This is a genomic window from Bifidobacterium sp. UBA744 (assembly GCA_002298605.1).
Lineage (GTDB): Bacteria > Actinomycetota > Actinomycetes > Actinomycetales > Bifidobacteriaceae > Bifidobacterium.
This window is the reverse complement of the sequence record DBKS01000011.1, coordinates 24,305-42,620: the sequence shown is the minus strand read 5'-3', so window position 1 is coordinate 42,620 and position 18,316 is coordinate 24,305. Positions and strand designations below refer to the sequence as shown.

The following is an 18,316-nucleotide window of genomic DNA, read 5'->3' as shown; positions in this document are numbered from 1 at the left end:
CTGTCTGATGATTGATTCGGGCGGCCCGCCGGATTCCGGATTGTTTGATAGGTATACGTAGAAAGGTGAGCCATGGCGGCGCGAATTGCCCAGCGGATCCGGCAGGCGTATGCGTTGTGCGCGCACACCTTGGTGACTGATCGGATGGAGCTGGACGAGGTTGATGATCTTGGATTCGACATCGACCTGCCGGTGTTCAGCGTGTCCCAGGCGGCCGAACTCGCCGGAATTCATCCGCAGACGCTGCGCCAATACGATCGGGCCGGCTTGGTGGTGCCGCAGCGCACACACGGTGGGGCGCGGCGGTATTCGCTGCGTGATCTTGACCGCCTGGTGAGGGCGCAGCGGCTCAGTCAGGACGAGTCCATTAATCTGGCCGGCATCACGCGCATCCTGACCCTGGAGGAGGAGAACCGCCAGTTGCGTAGACAGGTTCGCAGACTGCGCAGGCCCGCCGGATCGTCGATTTTCGCCGCCGATGCCGACGGCGACATTGTGGAGGTGCAGCGCTCCCGTCGCGCTCGCATGTGGCGACACGAGATTCATGCGCACGCCCGGGAGATCACGGCGGGCCCCGATGAGCCGCTGGCCATTCCCTCCGCCCAATCCATGGTGGTGTGGGGCGCCTGACCCGAGCGGCGGGCCCGGTCGGCGGTCCTGCCCGGGTGGGGGCGTTGTGCGATACTTGATCTCGGCTCGGTTTCCCAAGTTGGTAGGCCGGTCGGGAGGTGGCGTATGGATCTGCGAGCGGTGTTTTGGGACTTGGACGGTACCCTGATTGATTCAGAGCCTTTGTGGCATCGAGCGGAGATCGACATCGCAATGCGTCACGGCGGCCGATGGAGCGAGGAAATGGGGTGGAAGATGTCCGGCACCCCGGTGCCGGTGGTCGCGCAAATGTTGGCGGATGCGGGCACCCAGCTACCGGTTGAGACAATCGGGCGGATGATGATCGATTATGTCGCCGAATACGAGAAAGCCTCCATGCCGTGGATTCCGGGCGCGGTGGACGTGCTGTCTGCGCTCGCCGGCGCCGGTGTACCCAGTGTGCTGGTAACGGCTTCTCCGCGCGCCATGGCCGAAACTGTTGTCTCTCAGGCGCCTCGGGGAGCGTTCGTCACGTATGTGTGCGGCGATGACAATACACTCAAGAAGCCCGATCCCGCGCCATATCGTCTGGCGGCCTCCAAGCTGGGCATCGATCCCGACAATGCCGGGGCTATGGCCCGTTGCGTGGCGTTTGAGGATTCGGGGGTCGGTCTGCAGTCGGCGGCGTCCAGCGGCGCCACCACCATTGCCCTGACCGGCTTCACGCGCACCGATGCCACTGGCGGCCCGCAATTCACGTCCATTCGTGGCTATGACGGCGTAACTCCCGAGAGTCTGGGTGGCTTGGTCCGCCAACGATTGGCAACGAAGTGAACAATTGTGATGTTCGTTTGTACGCTTGACGGTGTCGGACCGATGGCGGTTCGACTGGCATAGTGGCCAGACCCCCAACGAGGAGTGACCGAATATGAGCATCAGCAATGTAACAGTGGCGGGCGGCGGCGTGCTGGGAAGCCAAATCGCCTTTCAAAGCGCCTATCGAGGGTTTCCGGTAACGGTGTGGCTGCGTTCCGAGGGATCCATCGAGCGTGCGAAGCCGAGGTTCGAGCGTCTGAGGGACATCTATATCCGCACGTTGGAGGCGATGAAAACCAATCCCGCCGCATATTGTCGCGGTCTTGCCTCGAAGGATGCGACGGCTGAACTGCTGGATGAGCTGAAGGCCAAGGCGGAGCGGGCCTACGAGTCGATTGCGTACACCACGTCCTATGAGGAGGCGGCACAGACCGCCGATCTGGTGATTGAGGCGATCGCCGAAGAACCGAAGCAAAAGATCGCACTGTATGTCGAGCTGGCCAAATATCTGCCGGAGAACACCATCATCGCGACGAATTCATCCACCATGCTGCCGAGTGCGTTCGCGGAGTACACAGGCCGTCCCGGCAAATATCTCGCGTTGCATTTCGCCAATGAAATCTGGCGCAATAACACCGCTGAAGTGATGGGGCATGCCGCGACGTCTTCCGAGGCATACGATGCGGTGGTTGACTTTGCCACCGCGATAGGCATGATCCCACTGAAACTCAAGAAGGAGCAGCCGGGATATATTCTCAATTCCATGCTCGTGCCGTTCCTGTCCACCGCGGAGCAGTTGCTCGCCAACGACGTGGCCGACGTGGAAACCATTGACAAGACATGGCGGCTTGCCACCGGCGCCCCGCTTGGCCCATTCCGCATTCTTGACGTGGTGGGGCTGACGACGGCGTATAACATCGGCATGTTGGACCCGCGTGCGGCCGACCCGAATACCGTGCAGGGCAAGGTGGCGGCCATGCTCAGGCGATATGTCGAGGAAGGCAAAACCGGTGTGAACGCGGGCGAGGGTTTCTACAAATACCGCTGATCCATACCTGTTCACCCATAGAATCCGGCATTTTCCTGACAGGTTTTATGGGTGAAGAGCTTGTTTGCGACGGGTTTTATGGGTGAAGCCTTGTTCTGGCAAAAGAAAAGGGCCGCTCGCGGTGGAATGCAAGCGGCCCAAGTGGAGCTAATGGTAATCGAAACCACGACCTCTTCGATGCGAACGAAGCGCTCTACCAACTGAGCTATAGCCCCTTGGATGCTGACTCGCTGTGCGAGACAACTCCAGTTAGCTTAATACGACCTGCCGAGTTTCGCAATTCAGCAAGACACGCCGAGGGATATCGGGGTCTCGGGGCGACGGGCCCTATGCTCGCGACTCCTGCTGATCAGCGTCGGACGCGGATTCCTTCTTGCCGAATTTCGCCTTGAACAGTCCGATGACGGTGGGTAGCAGCGATATCACCAGAATAAGGACGATCACCAGCTCAAAATGCTCCTGCACGGCCGGAATGCCGCCGAAGAAATAACCCAGCAGCGTGAACAGCGTGGACCAGGTCAGGCCACCGAGCACCGAGAAGGGGGTGAAACGGCTCCAACGCATGCCCGAGATGCCGGAGATGAACGGCATGAACGTGCGGATAAACGGGAAGAATCGGCCAAGGAACACGGCCAGAGGCCCCCACTTTTCGATCATCGCCTCCGTTTTGGCGATGCGTTCCGGGGTCATGGCCTTGACCTTGCCGGATTCGATGATTTTACGGCCGAAGAAGTGCCCGATGAAATAGTTGCACTGGTCGCCGATGATCGGCGCGGCCCAAACTACGGGGAGCAGCACCATCAACGGCAGCGCGCCGGGGGCTCCGGTGGCTGCGTCGGGGGCCGCGAAGAAGCCGGCTGCGAACAGCAGCGAATCGCCCGGCAGGAACGGGAAGAACACCACGCCGGTTTCGATGAACACGATGAGGAAGATGAAGCCGAGCGTCGGCGCGACGCCCATGGCGATCCAGCTGGCGATGGCCGCACGGGGGTCTTTGAGCAGCTCAAGAATGAAATTGACGAATCCCATACCAATCCTTGACATGTTGTGATGGAGCGTAGAAAACCGTGCACCACCCTATCAGGTTGTCGATAATAGCGAGCCTACCAATATCACCCCAACCCAAATCCTTACAAACCGATAGGGCCAACGATATTGGCAGTGATGGTTCTGCCTTTTGCCGGTCTTCGTCGCCAAACCCGGGGTTGAACCACATATGCTGAGCCGTTCGGCAGACAGTCCGGTGGACTGTCTGTAGGCGAAGTGAGCGGCCACTGCGGCCGTGAAGGCGCATATGTGGTTTGTGCCGAGAGTTAATTATTAGATCCAACTGTCAAACCACATATGCGCGACCCAGAACTCATACGGCACGGGGATCGCGGTCCAGATCGGGTACCAGAACACGGCCGCCAGCCCGATGACGCCCAATGCGATGCCGCAGGTCACGCGATAGGCGCGGGCCGACAGTGATTGCCGCAGCCAGTCGGCCGTGTAGCAGATCGCCAGCACCATGGCGGGCAGAATCACAATCGAATAGAAGGTGAAGGTGGTGCGGTTCAAATATTGCGCCCACGGCAGCCATCCGCCGAGCATGCCTGCGAGCACGGCCCAGATGCGCCAGTCTCCGCGGCGAACGAACACGGCCACGAGCATGCCGATTACCATGCACAGCGTTCCCAGCCACCACAGCATGGGGTTGCCGATCGACGTCACCGCGGCGATGCAACGGCTGCCGGGGCTCGTGGCGCATAGGCCGGGATTGCCGCTGAGATGGTCCTCCCAGTAGAAACTGGTGGGGCGCACCTGCAGCGGCCAGGTGAGCGGATTCGCCATATAGTCGTGATGCGAGGTGAGCGTGGTGTGGAACTGCCACATCTGAATGTGGTACTGCACAAACGACCGCAGGCCTTCGGGCAGCCAGAGTATGCCTTCGCCGGGGTGGTTGGCGGCCCAGTCGTGCATATACGAATCGGGGTGGATGAACCAGCTGGCCCATCCGGCAAGATAGGTGACGACGTAGATCGGGACCATATATGCCGCGGCGGCCAGCCCGTCCTTCCAGATTCCGGTGCCCAGCCAGGCGCGGTAGCCGGCTTGGCGGCGCTCCCATGCGTCCCAGAGTACGGAAATGAGGCAAAAAACGGCGAAGAAATACGTGCCGGACCATTTGACATCGGTCGCCGCGCCCAGAAGAAACGCCGCCCCCACGCGCGCCCACGAGAAGGCGATGAACGGTCCGCGGGCTTGCAGCATCCAGCGGATTGTGCCGTCTCGCCTCGCCTTGGGGATCCACTGGGCGCTATGCGACCGGGAATCGCGGGCATAGGCGGCGCGCAGTTTGGCCCGTGCGCGGTCGCGGTGCATCAGCAGCAGCGACAGGGCGCCCAGGGTGAACACCATGATGAAGTTGTCGAGCAGCCCCGTGCGACTCATGACGATGCCGAGGCCGTCAACACTCATCAGGAATCCGGCCATGACGGCGATCGGCAGGTTGTGGAAGAGACGCAGCGCCACCCGGCAGATGAGCAGAATCGCCACGGTGCCGGCAATGGCTGTTGCGGCTCGCCACGCGAAGGGGTTGCCCGCGCCCCCGAAGAGTTTGAGCCCGGCAGCGATCAGCCATTTGCCCACCGGCGGATGCACCACGTATTCGGCGGTGGACAGCCATCGGTCGGTGTCGCCGGCCGCGAACAGCGCGTTGACCTGGTTTTCGCCGGATATCGCAGTGCCGACGTCTTTGGGCCAGTTGCGCGGCTCGCCCGTCATAAGCATCGTCCATGCGTCTTTGACGTAATATGTCTCATCGAACACGATGGTGTCCGGGGTGCCGAGCCGTATAAAGCGCAGGAGTCCGCCGAACGCGGCCATGAGCAGCGCCAGCGCCCAGCTGAGAATACGCCACCTGAGGCTGGGGCGGCTGTGCTCCGTCTCGCCGTTCGCCGTCGTTTTCCAAGAATTTACGTACCCTACCGTCATCAGGGTTAAGACTAGGGGATACTGGGAGATATGCAGACCGTAACCGATCAATCCACACAAATCTCTGGCGTTCCGGGCGGCGAGACGGCGCCGGACAGGTCGACTGGCGCCGAGATTCCCCATGGCACTGTGGTGCTGGCGGCCACGCCGATCGGCAACGTGGACGATGCTTCGGCACGGCTGGTGGCTCTGTTGGCCAACGCCGACATCGTGGCCGCCGAAGACACCCGGCGTCTGTTCGATTTGGCGAATCGCCTGGGCGTGCATGTGGGCGGCAGGGTGATTGCGTATCACGACCACAACGAGCGCGCCAAGGCCGATGCGCTGCTCGACCAGGTGGCGCAGGGGGCGTGTGTGCTGGTGGTGTCGGATGCGGGTATGCCCACCATCAACGATCCGGGTATGGCGATTGTGCGCCGGGCCATTGAACGCGAGCTGCCGGTGACATGCGCCCCGGGGCCCAGCGCGGTGCTCGATGCGCTCGCCATCTCCGGTTTGCCGACGGATCGCTTCTGTTATGAGGGGTTCGTGCCACGCAAGCATGCCGAACGGATGCAGCATTTTCGCATGCTGCAATCCGAACAGCGCACGATGGTGTTTTATGAGACCCCGCACCGCATTGCCGACGCGATGGATGATCTGCTGGAGGTGTTTGGCCCGAACCGCCCGATGGCGCTGTGCAGGGAGCTTACCAAGAACTATGAGCAGGTGCGGCGGGGCACCGTCGCCTCGGTCCGTCAGACGGTTGTCGATGATCCGCCGCGCGGCGAGATGGTGCTGGTGATCGCGGGGGCTTCGTCGGACGAGGTTCAGTCGGTTGCCCCGAATGCGCTCAGCGTTGAGGACTTCGCCGTGCTGTCCATCGATCGGGCGTTGGAGGATGGGCTGCGCATCAAGGAGGCCATCAGTCAGGTGGTCAAGGAGCATCCTTTGCCGGATGGCTCGCTTGCCAACCGCAAGCAGGTGTATGCCGCGGTGCTCGAGATAAAGTCCTGAACTTTCCCCGCCCCTACCGTCGTTGCTGGCGTTCCAGCAGGTCAAGCAGCACCTCGATGGCTTCGTGCACGCCGGGCCCTCCGGCTTGCGCCACGTATTCCAGCAATTGTGGTGTGGCGCGGGGGTTGGCGACCAGCCATCGACGCAGCTCCGGGGCCGAGTGCGCGATATGCCACAGAACGGCTGGATCCGTGTTCGGGTTGCAGGCCACGCTGGGAGTGAGTTTGAGCGGTGGTGCCGGCGGCGCTCCGTGCCTGATGAAGGTGCGAGGGGCGCTGTTGTCCGACCCGCTGGCGGGTGACAGATGCTCTTCGGCGAGGCGTTGCGCGGCGAGACGGCGGGCGTCCTGGCGGTGGCGCCCGTGTGGCGCCTTATGCCGCATGCGGGGCTGCTGGGTGCGCGGACGGGCGAACGTGGGCTGGTCGAGTATGGCTGTGGGCATGTCGGTGGCGTTCATGATTGCTCCTTGGAAAGGACGGATTGTGAGGCCGGTTGATGTTGTGCGTCGCGAGGGTTGCCGGGGCTGTCGGGGTTGCCGGGGCCGTCGGGGAATTGTCCGTCTTCGTCGACGACGGCGTAGGCCAGCGCGATCCGCTGGAGGGTCTCAACGCCATGGGCGTGTCCGGGCCATCTGGTATTGGCGTGGAGGATCTGTAGGCAGTCCGCGATGTCGAGTTCGTATTCCTCCACCAGGTCGATGATGGCGGTGACCGGGTCGACGAAGCCGAGCAGCGCCTCGTTCGCGCAGGCCAGGTCGCAGGCCGTTCGTTCCGGTGACGTCAGCCGGAGCGATCCGAGTCGCGCGCAGGCGGTTGGCGGCAGGCGACGGTCGAGAACCCGGATCGGGCGTCCGTGCACGGCGGTCCGAAAATGCGAGTGGGAGACGACGGTCAGCGAATCGGGAAAGGTTCCGCCGATCCAGACCCACAGCGCCAGCGTGAGGCAGGCGATGGCGTTCGGTGGCATCATGGTGCCGACGATGGCCGCCCGGCCCTGCACGCTGGCCGCTTGGTCGGCCATGTAGTTGGCGTGGTCGTCGAGCTGCTTGATGACGCCCAGTCGTGCGAGGCTGACAATGCCCAAGGGGCCCGGCAACTCCCGGGAGGTGATGATGGGGTTTCGTCCGGGTGGTGCTTTCGGAGAATGCGATTGGATGGGGAGGGTGTTGGTTGCGCCGATTGCTGGGCGTGGAATGCGGCTGGTGCCTGGTTGTGTGGATCTGATCATGACTCTGACCGTAGGGTGTCGGGCAAGGCGGCGCCAGTCGCGCTCCTCGTTCTGTGGATAAGTGGATAACTCGAGGTTTGACAAGTTTTTGGTGGACAACACGGTGGATAACCTGTCACATGCCGTCGCGCACGCGATCGGGCCGTCCCTGGCCGGGGGTGTCGCCACCGAGCTCGATAATCGGGAATTATGACGAATATTCTTGTGAACGTTGCATGGCCGTATGCCAACGGCCCCCGCCATATTGGACATGTTGCCGGCTTCGGCGTCCCCTCGGACGTCTATGCGCGCTACGAACGCATGAAGGGCAATGATGTCCTCATGGTGTCCGGAACCGACGAGCACGGCACCCCGATTCTCGTCGAGGCGGAGAAGGAGGGTGTTACCGCCCAGGAGCTCGCGAACCGCTATAACCGAGTGATCGCCAAGGATCTGTGCGATCTGGGCCTGAGCTACAATCTGTTCACCCGCACCACCACCGGCACCCATGAGCGCGTGGTGCAGGCGATGTTCACCCAGTGCCTCAAGAACGGCTACATCTACAAGGGCACGCAGCAGGTGGCGATCTCCCCATCCACCGGGCGCACGCTGCCCGACCGCTACATCGAAGGCGAATGCCCGATCTGCCACGCCGAAGGCGCCCGCGGCGACCAATGCGACGCCTGCGGCAATGAGCTGGATCCGATCGACCTGATCAACCCGGTTTCCAAGATCAACGGCGAAACCCCGCGCTTCGAGGAGACCGAGCACTTCTTCCTCGACCTGCCCGCCCTCGCCGAGGCGAATCTCGCCTGGCTGAACACCCGGGAAGGCTGGCGCACCAACGTCATCAACTTCTCCAAGGGCCTGTTCAAGGAAGTCAAGCCGCGCGCCATCACCCGCGACATTGACTGGGGCATTCCGGTGCCGGTGGACGGATGGATCGACAATCCGAACAAGAAGCTGTACGTGTGGTTCGATGCAGTGATCGGCTACTTGTCGGCCTCGATCGAGTGGGCCCGTCGTCAGGGGGATCCGGAACTGTGGCGCAAGTGGTGGAACGATCCGGCGTCTCCGGCCTACTATTTCATGGGCAAGGACAACATCACCTTCCATTCGCAGATTTGGCCGAGCGAGATGCTCGCCTACAACGGCCAGGGATCCAAGGGCGGCGAAGCTGGTCCGATGGGCCCGCTGAATCTGCCCGAGCAGGTGGTGGCCAGCGAGTTCATGACCATGGAGGGCAAGAAGTTCTCGTCGTCGCGCGGCATCGTGATCTATGTCAAGGACATTCTGTCGCGCTACCCCGTGGACGCGGTGCGCTACTACATCTCCATCGCCGGCCCGGAATCCTCGGACTCCGATTTCACCTGGGCTGAATTCGTCCGCCATAACAACGAGGAACTTGCCGCTTCGTGGGGCAACCTGGTCAACCGCGTCGCCAACCTCATCGCTAAGAACTTCGGCAAGATTCCGGCGTTGGATGAGGCCTCCCTTACCGACGAGGACCGGGCGCTGCTCGCCGAGACCGCCGCGGCCTTCGATACCGTGGGCAACTTCATCGGCAAGCATCATCAGAAGTCCGGTCTGATTGAAGCCATGCGGATTGTCGGCGACATCAACAAGTACATTTCCGCCACGGAACCGTGGAAGATCAAGGACAACCCCGTTCGCTTGGGTACCGTGCTGCATGTGGCGGCCCAGGCCGTTTCCGACGCGAACCATCTGTTGGCGCCGTTCCTGCCGCATTCCGCGCAAAAGGTGTGGGAGGCGCTTGGCGGCAAGGGGGTGTTCTCGCCGCTGCCGCATATCGAGGAGGTCGAGGATCTCGACAAGCCCGGTTTCCACTACCCGATCATCACCGGTGATTACCGGCTGGGCGTGAATGTGCATCCATGGAAGAGCGAGCCGATTGAGGTGGGCGCCGTGGTTCCCAAGCCGACCCCGATCTTCGCCAAGATCCCTCCGGAGGCCGTGGACGAGGAGCTGGCCCGCTTCGATGAGGCGCTGGCGGCCCGTCGCGCCGCGGAGGCGAAGCGCCTGGCTGCGGAGAAGGCCAAGCTTGCCAAATAGGCTTGGCGGCTGCGGGTTCACGTTTCGTTCACATTTTTCAGAAAACTCTGAGGTTGCGGCATCGTTTTGCTAAGAAACACCGGGTTTACTAAATGGTGTCAGCGGTTGAACCGCGGACGAGGTTCCCTCCGAACCCCATAACTGAACCCTTCTTCTCTCTTCTCTCTGGCCGGCGGGCTCCATCCGCCGGCCTTCTCTTTTTGCCTGGTTGCTGCACGGTCTGGACAGTCGAAAGCGCAGCGTTGCGCCTGCCGGAGGAAGGTGCCTGGACCTGTCACCTTCAAATACGGCACCGACGCGTCGATCTCATTCGAGAAGAAAGCGAACGGCTCGATGGCGGGCCGCAACAGGTGTCGTGGAGCAGCCTCCTACGGCAGACCGACAGGCGCGCCAGAGGCCTGAAGAACCAGAAATGCGAGGATTCTCCTCATGTATGTCGACCCGAATTGCAATATGCTGCGGGTTCGGTCCTGCCCGTCTTATTCGGCAGTGACGGGCAAGGCCCGAAACCCAGGGTGAAGTCTCATCAGAAGTGTGGCCGTTTCGGCAGATGCCATCCTCGCTGACGGACTGTCTTCACAGTAGCACGCTTTGTGATGGTCTCGCCCCGTCGGCGTTCTTTCGGCGTTCTCGGTGGGGCGTTACAGCCCATACACCTCGTGCGTCACCCGGCGCGTGGCCCGGGCCACGGCGGCCAGCGGAAGATCCATGGCGTCGGCCAGCGCCTTCAACGTGTAGGGGATCATATAGGGCGCGTTGGTCCGTCCGCGGTACGGCATCGGCGTCAGATACGGGGCGTCCGTCTCGACCATGATGTGATCGAGACCCACAATGCGCGCGGATTCGCGGATGCCTTCGTTGCCCTTGTAGCTCACTGTGCCCGAGAAACTGAGATACCAGCCGTTTTCCTTTGCGATTTCGCCCATTTCGGCGCCGCCGGAGTAGGAATGGAAGACCGTGCGCCGAGGGGCGCCGTCCCTGAGCAGCGTTTCGATAACCTCACGATGCGCGTCACGATCATGGATCTGCATCGGCAGATCCAGTTCCTTGGCCAGGGCGATATGTGCCCGGAAGGCCTCGCGCTGCAGTTCCGCCGCGTCGCCGCCGGTGCGGAACAGGTCCATGCCGGTTTCGCCGATCGCCACGACCTGACCGGGGTAGGCGGTGGCGAGACGGTGGACTTCGGCGATGGCCTGGTCGAAATCGATGTCATGCCAGGGCTGGTATTTCACGGGCAGCCCGTCCGGGCCGGGCGATCCGTGGTGGCCGTGCAGCACCGATTCATTGGGATGGATCGCGAGTGCCGCATGCACAAGACCCGGGTGATCGACGGCCATCTGGACCGCGGTCATCAGGTTCGGCAGCTCGCAACCCACGTCGATGATACCCGTGACGCCGACAGCCCGTGCCTGATCCAGCAGCTGGTCGACGGTGTAGACGGGCACGGGCGCCTGTCCCCGTTGCTCGGCCTCATGGCTCATGCCGCGGGCGAAGGGCACCACTGACGCCACATGCGTGTGGTTGTCGATCGTCTGGGCGTCGTGCGGCAGCGGTTCGGGGGCGGGGGCCCAGCTTCTGTCTCTGTGGTGCTTGCTCATGGTTACCAGTATGCCGCGCAAGTGCGGCGAGGCAAGGAGGTCGGCACCGGGCGCCGCCGCGTGTCGCCTTCTGCGTGGATTGTGGGCGATTTCCCAATGTGGCGCTAACGTACTACCCTTGCGATATGCGTATGTGTATGTGACGTGAAGATGAGAGAGACATGCGCGGAGGAACGAGTATGCCAGAAGAGCAGCGCGCGCCGCAATCGAAGCAGTCGGCATCCAAGCCGCAGTCTTCCCAATCGCAGTCGCAATCCACTCGCCGGCAGGCGCGGCCCAAATCGAAGCAGCCGCAGCAGCAGTCGGTGCATCCCGCCTGGGAGGCGTCCCGTCGCCGTCCCGCGGTGCCCGGAGCCGGCAAGCAAGGCACTAAGAAGCCGTCCGACGGGCAGGTGATGCCCCAGGGCAATTTCACGAACGCCCCCAAGGTGTCCCGGCGCGTGCTCACCAAGGAGGAGCGCGCCGAACTCGCCAAGCAGGAGGAAATAAAACAGAAGGAGGCCGAGCGGCTGGCCAAGGCCCAGTCCCGGGGGCCTCTCGGCCGCTGGTGGGCTCGTCTGCAGTCCGGTCCCGATCGCGTGACCTTCGGCATGGCCATTGTCGCGCTTGGCGTGGTGTACGGCGATATCGGCACCTCGCCGCTGTACACTGCGCAGACCTTCCTCTCGGGGCAGGGCGGGCTCGCCAATGCCGACGCCGAATCCGTGTACGGCATGCTGTCGTTGGTGTTCTGGTCCATTACGCTGATCACCACCGTTAAATACGTATTCATCGCGATGCGCATCGACAACAAGGGCGAGGGCGGCATTTTCGCGTTGTATTCGCTGATTCGCAAATACGGCGCGTGGCTGACCATCCCGGCCATGCTCGGTGGCGCGGCGTTTTTGGCGGATTCCGTGCTGACTCCCGCGGTGTCGATTTCGTCGGCAGTTGAGGGTCTGAAAACCATTCCTCTGATGGAGCCGCTGTTTGGAGAGAACGCGAATCTTACCGTGATGATCACCGTGGTGATCATCGTGGTCCTTTTTTCCGTGCAGTCACGCGGCACCGAGCGCATCGGCAAGGTGTTCGGCTCGCTGGTGCTGGTGTGGTTCTCCTTCCTGGCCGTGGTGGGCGTGGCCAATATCGGCGGTGATTGGACGATTCTCGCCGCCCTCAACCCCGTGTACGGCCTCAAGTTCCTGTTCAGCCCCCATAACGCCGCCGGCATCGCGTTGATGGGTACGGTGTTCCTGTCCACCACCGGCGCCGAGGCGCTGTACTCCGATATGGGCCATGTCGGTCGTGGCAATATCTACTTCACCTGGCCCTTCATCAAGGTGGCCCTGGTGCTGAATTACTTCGGTCAGGGTTCGTGGATCCTGCGCAACCAGCACAATCCCGAACTGGCCAATATGCAGGGGCTGAACCCCTTCTTCCAAATGATGAACCCGAATGTGCGGTATGTGGCCGTGCTGCTGTCGGTGACCGCGGGCGTTATCGCCTCCCAGGCCCTGATCACCGGTGCGTTCACGATGGTTTCCGAGGCGACCAGCCTGAATTGGATGCCGCATCTGCAGGTGCGCTACCCCGCCCGCACCCGAGGCCAGCTCTACATTCCGGCCATCAATGTGGTGCTGTGCGTGGCCACGTTGGCCGTGCTGGCCATTTTCAGGGATTCCGAGCACATCTCCGCGGCGTATGGTCTGGCCCTGACGATCACCATGATCACGACGACGGTGCTGCTGGCCGTCTACATCTGGCATGAGGGGCGTCGCGTGGGCGCGATCGTCTTCACCGTGGTGTTCCTGGCGATCCAGACCATGTTCTTCATCGCGTCCATGGCGAAGTTCCTGCACGGCGGCTGGTTCACAATGCTGTTGACGCTGGCGATCCTGTCGATTATGTACACGTGGAACGAGGGCACCAATCTCGAGCGGGCGCAGCGTCGCCATATGGCGCCCAAGGACTGTCTGCCGGCGCTGGACCGGCTGCATGGTGACTTCCGCATCCCCTACTTCGCCGACAACATCATCTATTTGACGTCGGACGCCGAGCTGAAGCGTCTCGACACCGACATCTTCTTCTCGATTTTCGCCGATCATCCCAAGCGCGCCCGCGCGTGGTGGGCGGTGTCGGTGCAGACCACCGACGAGCCGTTCACCCGTGAATACGCGGTCGAGAACTTCGGGACGAACTACCTGTTCCGTGTGCGCATTCGCTTGGGGTTCAAGGTCAACCAGTCCATTCCCGCCTATCTGCATCAGATCATGCACGACTTGTCGAAGTCCGGTGAACTGCCGCAGCAGAAGTCGATCTACCCCAAGGTGGACGCCGACCCGCAGATCGGCACGATCCGCTATGTGCTGATTCATAAGGCGCTGATGCCCGAGTCGAAGATTTCGTCGCGCGGCGCCCTGTCGCTGCAGGTCAAATACGCGATCCGCCACGTGGCCGGTTCTCCGGTGAAGTGGTTCGGTCTGGCTCCGTATAATCCGCTGGTTGAAACCCAGCCGTTGTTCGTGTCCACTCGCCGTGTGCCAAGGTTGCAGCGCGTGGGGAGCCGTCCCTCCGCCACCGGATTCGCGCAGCAACGCAAGTCCGGCGAGAAGGCCGCGGAGAAGCCGGCGAAAAAGTCCCAGGAGAAGACGACGGAGAAGACGGGAAAGACGGACAGGGTGGAATCGTCGTCCGCCTCGCCGCGGCTGCCGTGACGCCATAGGAGGTATAAGCAGCGTCTATAGCGGCTTGCGTGTTAACGGCGCAACTGTGGCTACAGTGGAGAATCATGTGCAGATTGCTTGGATACGCTACATCGGGCCGCAACCTCAGTCTTCAGGATGTATTGGGTACGCGGGTGGCCGAGCAGTATCGCAGGCAATCGATGATTCATAACGATGGCTGGGGTTGCGCGCTGATCTCCGAGCCGGAGGTGACCCGGCATGTTGCCGACGGCGGCGCCCGCACCCCGGAGACCGCTACGCGCATTTACAAATCCACAGTTGCCGCGCGATTTGACCAGATCTATCAGGTGGTGTCCCGTCAGGGCGCCCGCGGGGCGATTTACCATCTGCGCCTCGCCTCCTCGGGGCTGCCGCTGATCATTGAAAACCAGCAGCCGTTTTTCTGCGACGATCTGAGCTTCATGCACAATGGCGATATCAGCTCCGCAGTCGACGGCCGCAACATCGTCTCCAATAAGGATTTTCCGGTCGATCGCGAAATTCTCGCGGCGACGGGCGGTCGTTCCGACTCCGCGATCTACTTTGCGCTGATCCTCGAGCGCGTACGCCGCGGCTGCACGTTGGCCGATGCCGTTTCGCAGGCCGTTGGGCAACTGCGTGCCGAGTATCCCCTGTGCTCGTTCAACTGCATGCTGCAGAGCGCGGACGAGTTGGTGGTGCTGCGCTCCTGCGCCCGTACGGAGGTTTCGAAGCGAGTCACCGACCTGTATGCGTCCTACGGCATGGAGCAGTATGCGCATGATTACCGCGTGATCCGCTACCGCAAGCTCAGCGCGGGCGGCGTGGTGGCCGCCTCGTCCGGCTTCGACCAGCCTGAGGAATACGGGTGGGCCGAATTGCCCAACGACACCATGATCGTGGCGTCGAACCGGACCGGCGAGTTCCGTCTGCGCTCTCTGTGACGCCGGTGCGCCCGTAGTTTTTCGATTTTGTCGCATTGCCGTTGTCCACATCCCGTTTGGGCAACTGCTGGCATCCCCGGCCGGGGGGAAGACAACGTTGTATTACACTGGTTATCCGTCATAGCCGCAACGACGCAACTGAATGACCAGCCATTGATGACGATTGAGAGAGCTTTCCATGCATCGGCCAGACCTAGCATCCAATGCGCATTATCAGCGGGCCATACGCGCCCTGAACGGGTCCGTGTATTCGGCGTGCGATGTCTACAACCTGGTGCTGCCGGTATTCGTCGATACCCTGTTCATGGCGCTGGTCGATTTCTGCAACACCGGCATCATCAGCTCCGACGGCGCCGCCGCAATGGGTGCCGTGAATACCGCCAACGCGATTCACTGGCTGATGTTCGGCACGTTCAATTCGATTGCGCTGGGTGCCTGCGTACTCGTCGCCCAGCATTTCGGAGCCGGGCAACTGGAGAGAATCGGTCGTGTGGCCGCCGCCTCCCTGCATGCCATGCTTGCCGTCACGATTGTGTATTCGGCGCTTGTGCTGCTGTTCGAGGAGCGGATCATCCTCCTGTTCTTCGGATCCGCCGAGCCGGAGGTGTTCGCCGATATCCGCATCTTCCTCTTCGGCCTGCTGGTCAGCTATCCGCTGCGAGGGGCGTATACCGCCGTAGCCGGCGTGCTGCGGGGGATTGGTCGCACCAAGGTCACGCTGGTGCTGTCGTTGGTGGCTAACGGGTCGAATATGCTGCTCAATGTCGTGTTCGTCTCGTGGCTGGGCTGGGGGGTGGTCGGTTTGGCGTGGTCCACCGTGCTGTCGCAGGTCGTCGGCGCGGCGATGGGTGCGGTGCTGCTCGGGATCTACGCCCGTGATCTGCGCTTGACGCGGCATCTGATGCTCCATCCGAGCGCGTCCGCCATCGGCAAGGTGCTGACGGTCAGTGTTCCGTTCATGCTCGAGGATCTGTTTTTCAACGGCGGCAAGCTGATCATCCAGATGTTCATCGTGCCGTTCGGTACGTTACAGCTTGCGGCCAACGGCATCATCTATTCGTGGGTGCGATGGATCGAGCTGGTGCCTCGCACGCTGTCAACGGCGGTGGTGCCCATTGCGGGCGCCGCGATCGGCGCCGGGGACTACGGCTATGCCAAGCGGGTGTGTTGGCTGTTCGTCGCCGTGGGGTCGGTCAGTTCGCTGGTCTGCGGCATTGTGATGTCGGCTCTCTGGCCGTGGGCGATGATTTCGTTCTTCCACGCCGATCCGGCCATTCATGGCACGCTGTGGGTTTTGTTCATCATCAATCTCGTCGGATATCCGCTGTTTTTCTCGCTGCAGTCGATTCTGCCGAGCGTGCTGCGCGCAGCGGGAGACGGCAAGTGGACCACGATCTGTTCGCTGAGCTCGATGTGGATATACCGCATTGGCGTGGGCTATATGGTGTCCGTGGTCTTCGGGCTGCAGATCGTCGGCCTGTGGCTGGTGTGGTGTTCCGAATGGGGCGTGCGTTCGCTGTTGTTCTATCTGAGGTATCGTACGGGCCGTTGGATGAATCATCGGCTGACTGGTGAATAATGGGAACCATGATTCCCTCATTCGAACAGATTGATGACCTTCACCGCAGGATCGCCCCATCCGAAGAGGCGTATGAGCTGGTGCACACCCACTGCATGATCGTCGCGACGATCGGCCGGATGGTGGCCGAGCGCGCGAATGCGCTGTTCGTGCGCCGCTGCACACTGCCGACGCATGGCGACGGATCCCCTGATCCGGCCGCGGTCGCCGGCTATGACGGGTCGCTGTCCGGGAAGGGGGCGGCTGACATCGGCTTTTCGGGGGGCAGTGTGCCGCCCCGCCTGATCGACGCGCGGCTGGTGATGATCGGGGGGCTGCTGCACGATATCGGCACCTACCTGGTGTTCCGGCATGACGGCAGTGACGGCAAGCCGCTGCAATTCGACAAAGCCTGCTACATCCAGCACGGTTTGAAGGGCTATGAGTATCTGCTGGGCGAGGGGGTGGACGAGGCGATCGCCGAATTCGCCCGTAACCACACCGGCGTGGGGCTGACTCGCGAGGCCGTGGAGACGCAGGGGCTGCCGTTGCCCCCCGACGATTACGTGCCGGTGAATCTCGAGCAGGAAATCGTGATGTACGCCGACAAGTTCCACAGTAAATCGGTGCCGCCGAAGTTCCTGACCGTGGCAGCCTACACCGCCCGCGCCGAGCGGTTCGGCGAGGACAACAAGCGAGCCTGGCTGGCGTTGGTGGACAAGTGGGGTGTGCCGGATATCCCCGCGCTCGCCGCGCGATACGCGATGCGCGTGAAAGCGGCCTAGCCGATGGGCTCCATGGTTGCGAGTCGGGGGAAAAGCGGCTAGAGTTTGGTGCAAGCCATAAGTACAAGGTTGTACTAACTAACCGCTGAAAGGAATTCGCACCATGGTGGATCAGCAGTCTCAGCCCGTAAACGCCAACGTCCCCCGGCGCGCCCGCCTGGTGGTGGACGACGATTTCAAGCTCGCCCCGGTGCGCGACCGGCTGTTCGGATCATTCGTCGAGCATCTGGGACGCTGCGTATACGGCGGCATCTACGAGCCCGGCCATCCCACCGCCGACGAGCACGGGTTCCGCCGGGATGTGATGGACCTGGTTCGGGAGCTGGGCGTCACCACCGTGCGGTATCCGGGCGGCAACTTCGTCTCGGGATACCGCTGGGAGGATGGCGTCGGTCCCAGGGAGAACCGTCCCCGCCGCCTCGACACCGCATGGCATTCCACCGAGACCAACGAATTCGGTCTGCACGAGATGGCCGCCTGGCTGCGGGTCACCGGCGACAATGAGCTGATGGAGGCCATCAACCTCGGCACCCGTGGGTTGCAGGACGCGCTGGACCTGGTTGAATACGCCAATATTCCAGGCGGCACCGAGCTCTCCGAACGGCGCAGGGCCAACGGCGCCGCCGAGCCGTTCAACATCCGCATGTGGTGCCTGGGCAACGAGATGGACGGTCCGTGGCAGCTTGGTCACAAGAACGCCGAGGATTACGCCACGCTGGCCGCCGATGTGGCCCGCGGCATCCGTCAGATCGACCCCAATGTGGAACTGGTGGCATGCGGCTCATCCAACCACGGCATGCCCACCTTCGGCACGTGGGAGGAAACCGTGTTGAACAAGGCCTACGAGCTGGTCGATTACGTCTCCTGCCATGCGTATTACGCCCCGCATAACGGCGATATCGCCAGCTTCCTCGCCTCAGGTGTGGATATGGACGGGTTCATCAAGGATGTTGGCGCGTCGATCGACGCCACCCGGTCCCGTCTGAAATCCACGCATGAGGTGGCGATCAGCTTCGACGAATGGAACGTGTGGTATCAGCAGGCGGA

At 62.2% G+C, this 18,316-nt stretch carries 14 protein-coding genes, 1 tRNA gene and 1 pseudogene; 10 read left to right on the top strand and 6 right to left on the bottom strand.

The window, feature by feature from the left end:
• Nucleotides 1-72: 72 nt before the first annotated feature.
• From B2994_RS01370 to B2994_RS01360, 3 genes are all read left to right on the top strand, one after another.
• A complete protein-coding gene (locus tag B2994_RS01370; protein ID WP_291526609.1) occupies nt 73-630 on the top strand; it encodes a heat shock protein transcriptional repressor HspR in 558 nt (185 codons plus the stop codon).
• A 105-nt stretch (nt 631-735) separates the two neighbouring features.
• A complete protein-coding gene (locus tag B2994_RS01365) occupies nt 736-1,422 on the top strand; it encodes an HAD family hydrolase (protein WP_291526608.1) in 687 nt (228 codons plus the stop codon).
• Nucleotides 1,423-1,516: 94 nt separating this feature from the next.
• Nucleotides 1,517-2,452, top strand: a complete 936-nt coding sequence (locus B2994_RS01360; protein ID WP_291526607.1) for a 3-hydroxyacyl-CoA dehydrogenase — start codon at nt 1,517-1,519, stop codon at nt 2,450-2,452.
• Nucleotides 2,453-2,594: 142 nt separating this feature from the next.
• Here the strand turns inward: B2994_RS01360 and B2994_RS01355 are convergent.
• The 3 genes from B2994_RS01355 to B2994_RS01345 form a co-directional block, all read right to left on the bottom strand.
• Nucleotides 2,595-2,667, bottom strand: a tRNA-Ala gene (locus B2994_RS01355).
• 112 nt (nt 2,668-2,779) lie between these two features.
• The gene (locus B2994_RS01350; protein ID WP_291526606.1) at nt 2,780-3,481 is read right to left on the bottom strand and encodes a DedA family protein; all 702 of its coding nucleotides are present in this window, start codon (nt 3,479-3,481) and stop codon (nt 2,780-2,782) included.
• A gap of 291 nt (nt 3,482-3,772) precedes the next feature.
• The gene (locus tag B2994_RS01345) at nt 3,773-5,428 is read right to left on the bottom strand and encodes a dolichyl-phosphate-mannose--protein mannosyltransferase (RefSeq protein ID WP_414630615.1); all 1,656 of its coding nucleotides are present in this window, start codon (nt 5,426-5,428) and stop codon (nt 3,773-3,775) included.
• 30 nt (nt 5,429-5,458) lie between these two features.
• On the opposite strand from B2994_RS01345, the gene rsmI reads away from it, so the two are divergent.
• The gene (gene rsmI / locus B2994_RS01340) at nt 5,459-6,424 is read left to right on the top strand and encodes a 16S rRNA (cytidine(1402)-2'-O)-methyltransferase (protein ID WP_291526605.1); all 966 of its coding nucleotides are present in this window, start codon (nt 5,459-5,461) and stop codon (nt 6,422-6,424) included.
• A gap of 13 nt (nt 6,425-6,437) precedes the next feature.
• Here the strand turns inward: rsmI and B2994_RS01335 are convergent, their stop codons facing one another.
• On the bottom strand, nt 6,438-6,881 hold the full coding sequence (locus tag B2994_RS01335; protein ID WP_291526604.1) for a hypothetical protein: 444 nt from the start codon (nt 6,879-6,881) through the stop codon (nt 6,438-6,440).
• Nucleotides 6,878-7,753 (bottom strand): hypothetical protein, encoded by an 876-nt coding sequence (locus B2994_RS01330; protein ID WP_291526603.1) that lies wholly within the window; start codon nt 7,751-7,753, stop codon nt 6,878-6,880. The genes B2994_RS01335 and B2994_RS01330 overlap by 4 nt, the downstream gene beginning before the upstream one ends.
• Before the next feature lie 87 nt (nt 7,754-7,840).
• Between B2994_RS01330 and metG the strand changes: the two genes are divergently transcribed.
• A complete protein-coding gene (metG, locus tag B2994_RS01325) occupies nt 7,841-9,703 on the top strand; it encodes a methionine--tRNA ligase (protein ID WP_291526602.1) in 1,863 nt (620 codons plus the stop codon).
• 641 nt (nt 9,704-10,344) lie between these two features.
• Here metG and B2994_RS01320 read toward each other — a convergent pair.
• Entirely contained in the window at nt 10,345-11,301 is a 957-nt protein-coding gene (locus B2994_RS01320) for a TatD family hydrolase (RefSeq protein ID WP_291526601.1), read from the bottom strand.
• Between the two features lie 395 nt (nt 11,302-11,696).
• On the opposite strand from B2994_RS01320, the gene B2994_RS01315 reads away from it, so the two are divergent.
• The 5 genes and pseudogenes from B2994_RS01315 to B2994_RS01295 form a co-directional block, all read left to right on the top strand.
• On the top strand, nt 11,697-13,994 hold the full coding sequence (locus B2994_RS01315; protein WP_291526621.1) for a KUP/HAK/KT family potassium transporter: 2,298 nt from the start codon (nt 11,697-11,699) through the stop codon (nt 13,992-13,994).
• Nucleotides 13,995-14,068: 74 nt separating this feature from the next.
• Complete coding sequence (locus B2994_RS01310) at nt 14,069-14,926, top strand: class II glutamine amidotransferase (protein WP_291526600.1); 858 nt, start codon at nt 14,069-14,071, stop codon at nt 14,924-14,926.
• Between the two features lie 178 nt (nt 14,927-15,104).
• Entirely contained in the window at nt 15,105-16,505 is a 1,401-nt protein-coding gene (locus tag B2994_RS01305; RefSeq protein ID WP_291526599.1) for an MATE family efflux transporter, read from the top strand.
• Complete coding sequence (locus tag B2994_RS01300) at nt 16,505-17,269, top strand: HD domain-containing protein (protein WP_291526598.1); 765 nt, start codon at nt 16,505-16,507, stop codon at nt 17,267-17,269. Before B2994_RS01305 ends, B2994_RS01300 begins: the two co-directional genes overlap by 1 nt.
• A 103-nt stretch (nt 17,270-17,372) precedes the next feature.
• Nucleotides 17,373-18,316: pseudogene (locus B2994_RS01295) on the top strand (alpha-L-arabinofuranosidase); the annotation flags it as partial.

What these genes read in the sequence shown, in the direction of transcription:
- B2994_RS01320 (WP_291526601.1), bottom strand. Translation starts at nt 11,301, where the DNA reads ATGAGCAAGCACCACAGAGACAGAAGCTGGGCCCCCGCCCCCGAACCG.
- B2994_RS01310 (WP_291526600.1), top strand. Translation starts at nt 14,069, where the DNA reads ATGTGCAGATTGCTTGGATACGCTACATCGGGCCGCAACCTCAGTCTT.
- B2994_RS01345 (WP_414630615.1), bottom strand. Translation starts at nt 5,428, where the DNA reads ATGACGGTAGGGTACGTAAATTCTTGGAAAACGACGGCGAACGGCGAG.
- metG (WP_291526602.1), top strand. Translation starts at nt 7,841, where the DNA reads ATGACGAATATTCTTGTGAACGTTGCATGGCCGTATGCCAACGGCCCC.
- B2994_RS01365 (WP_291526608.1), top strand. Translation starts at nt 736, where the DNA reads ATGGATCTGCGAGCGGTGTTTTGGGACTTGGACGGTACCCTGATTGAT.
- B2994_RS01360 (WP_291526607.1), top strand. Translation starts at nt 1,517, where the DNA reads ATGAGCATCAGCAATGTAACAGTGGCGGGCGGCGGCGTGCTGGGAAGC.
- B2994_RS01300 (WP_291526598.1), top strand. Translation starts at nt 16,505, where the DNA reads ATGGGAACCATGATTCCCTCATTCGAACAGATTGATGACCTTCACCGC.
- B2994_RS01370 (WP_291526609.1), top strand. Translation starts at nt 73, where the DNA reads ATGGCGGCGCGAATTGCCCAGCGGATCCGGCAGGCGTATGCGTTGTGC.
- B2994_RS01335 (WP_291526604.1), bottom strand. Translation starts at nt 6,881, where the DNA reads ATGAACGCCACCGACATGCCCACAGCCATACTCGACCAGCCCACGTTC.
- B2994_RS01350 (WP_291526606.1), bottom strand. Translation starts at nt 3,481, where the DNA reads ATGGGATTCGTCAATTTCATTCTTGAGCTGCTCAAAGACCCCCGTGCG.
- rsmI (WP_291526605.1), top strand. Translation starts at nt 5,459, where the DNA reads ATGCAGACCGTAACCGATCAATCCACACAAATCTCTGGCGTTCCGGGC.
- B2994_RS01305 (WP_291526599.1), top strand. Translation starts at nt 15,105, where the DNA reads ATGCATCGGCCAGACCTAGCATCCAATGCGCATTATCAGCGGGCCATA.
- B2994_RS01315 (WP_291526621.1), top strand. Translation starts at nt 11,697, where the DNA reads ATGCCCCAGGGCAATTTCACGAACGCCCCCAAGGTGTCCCGGCGCGTG.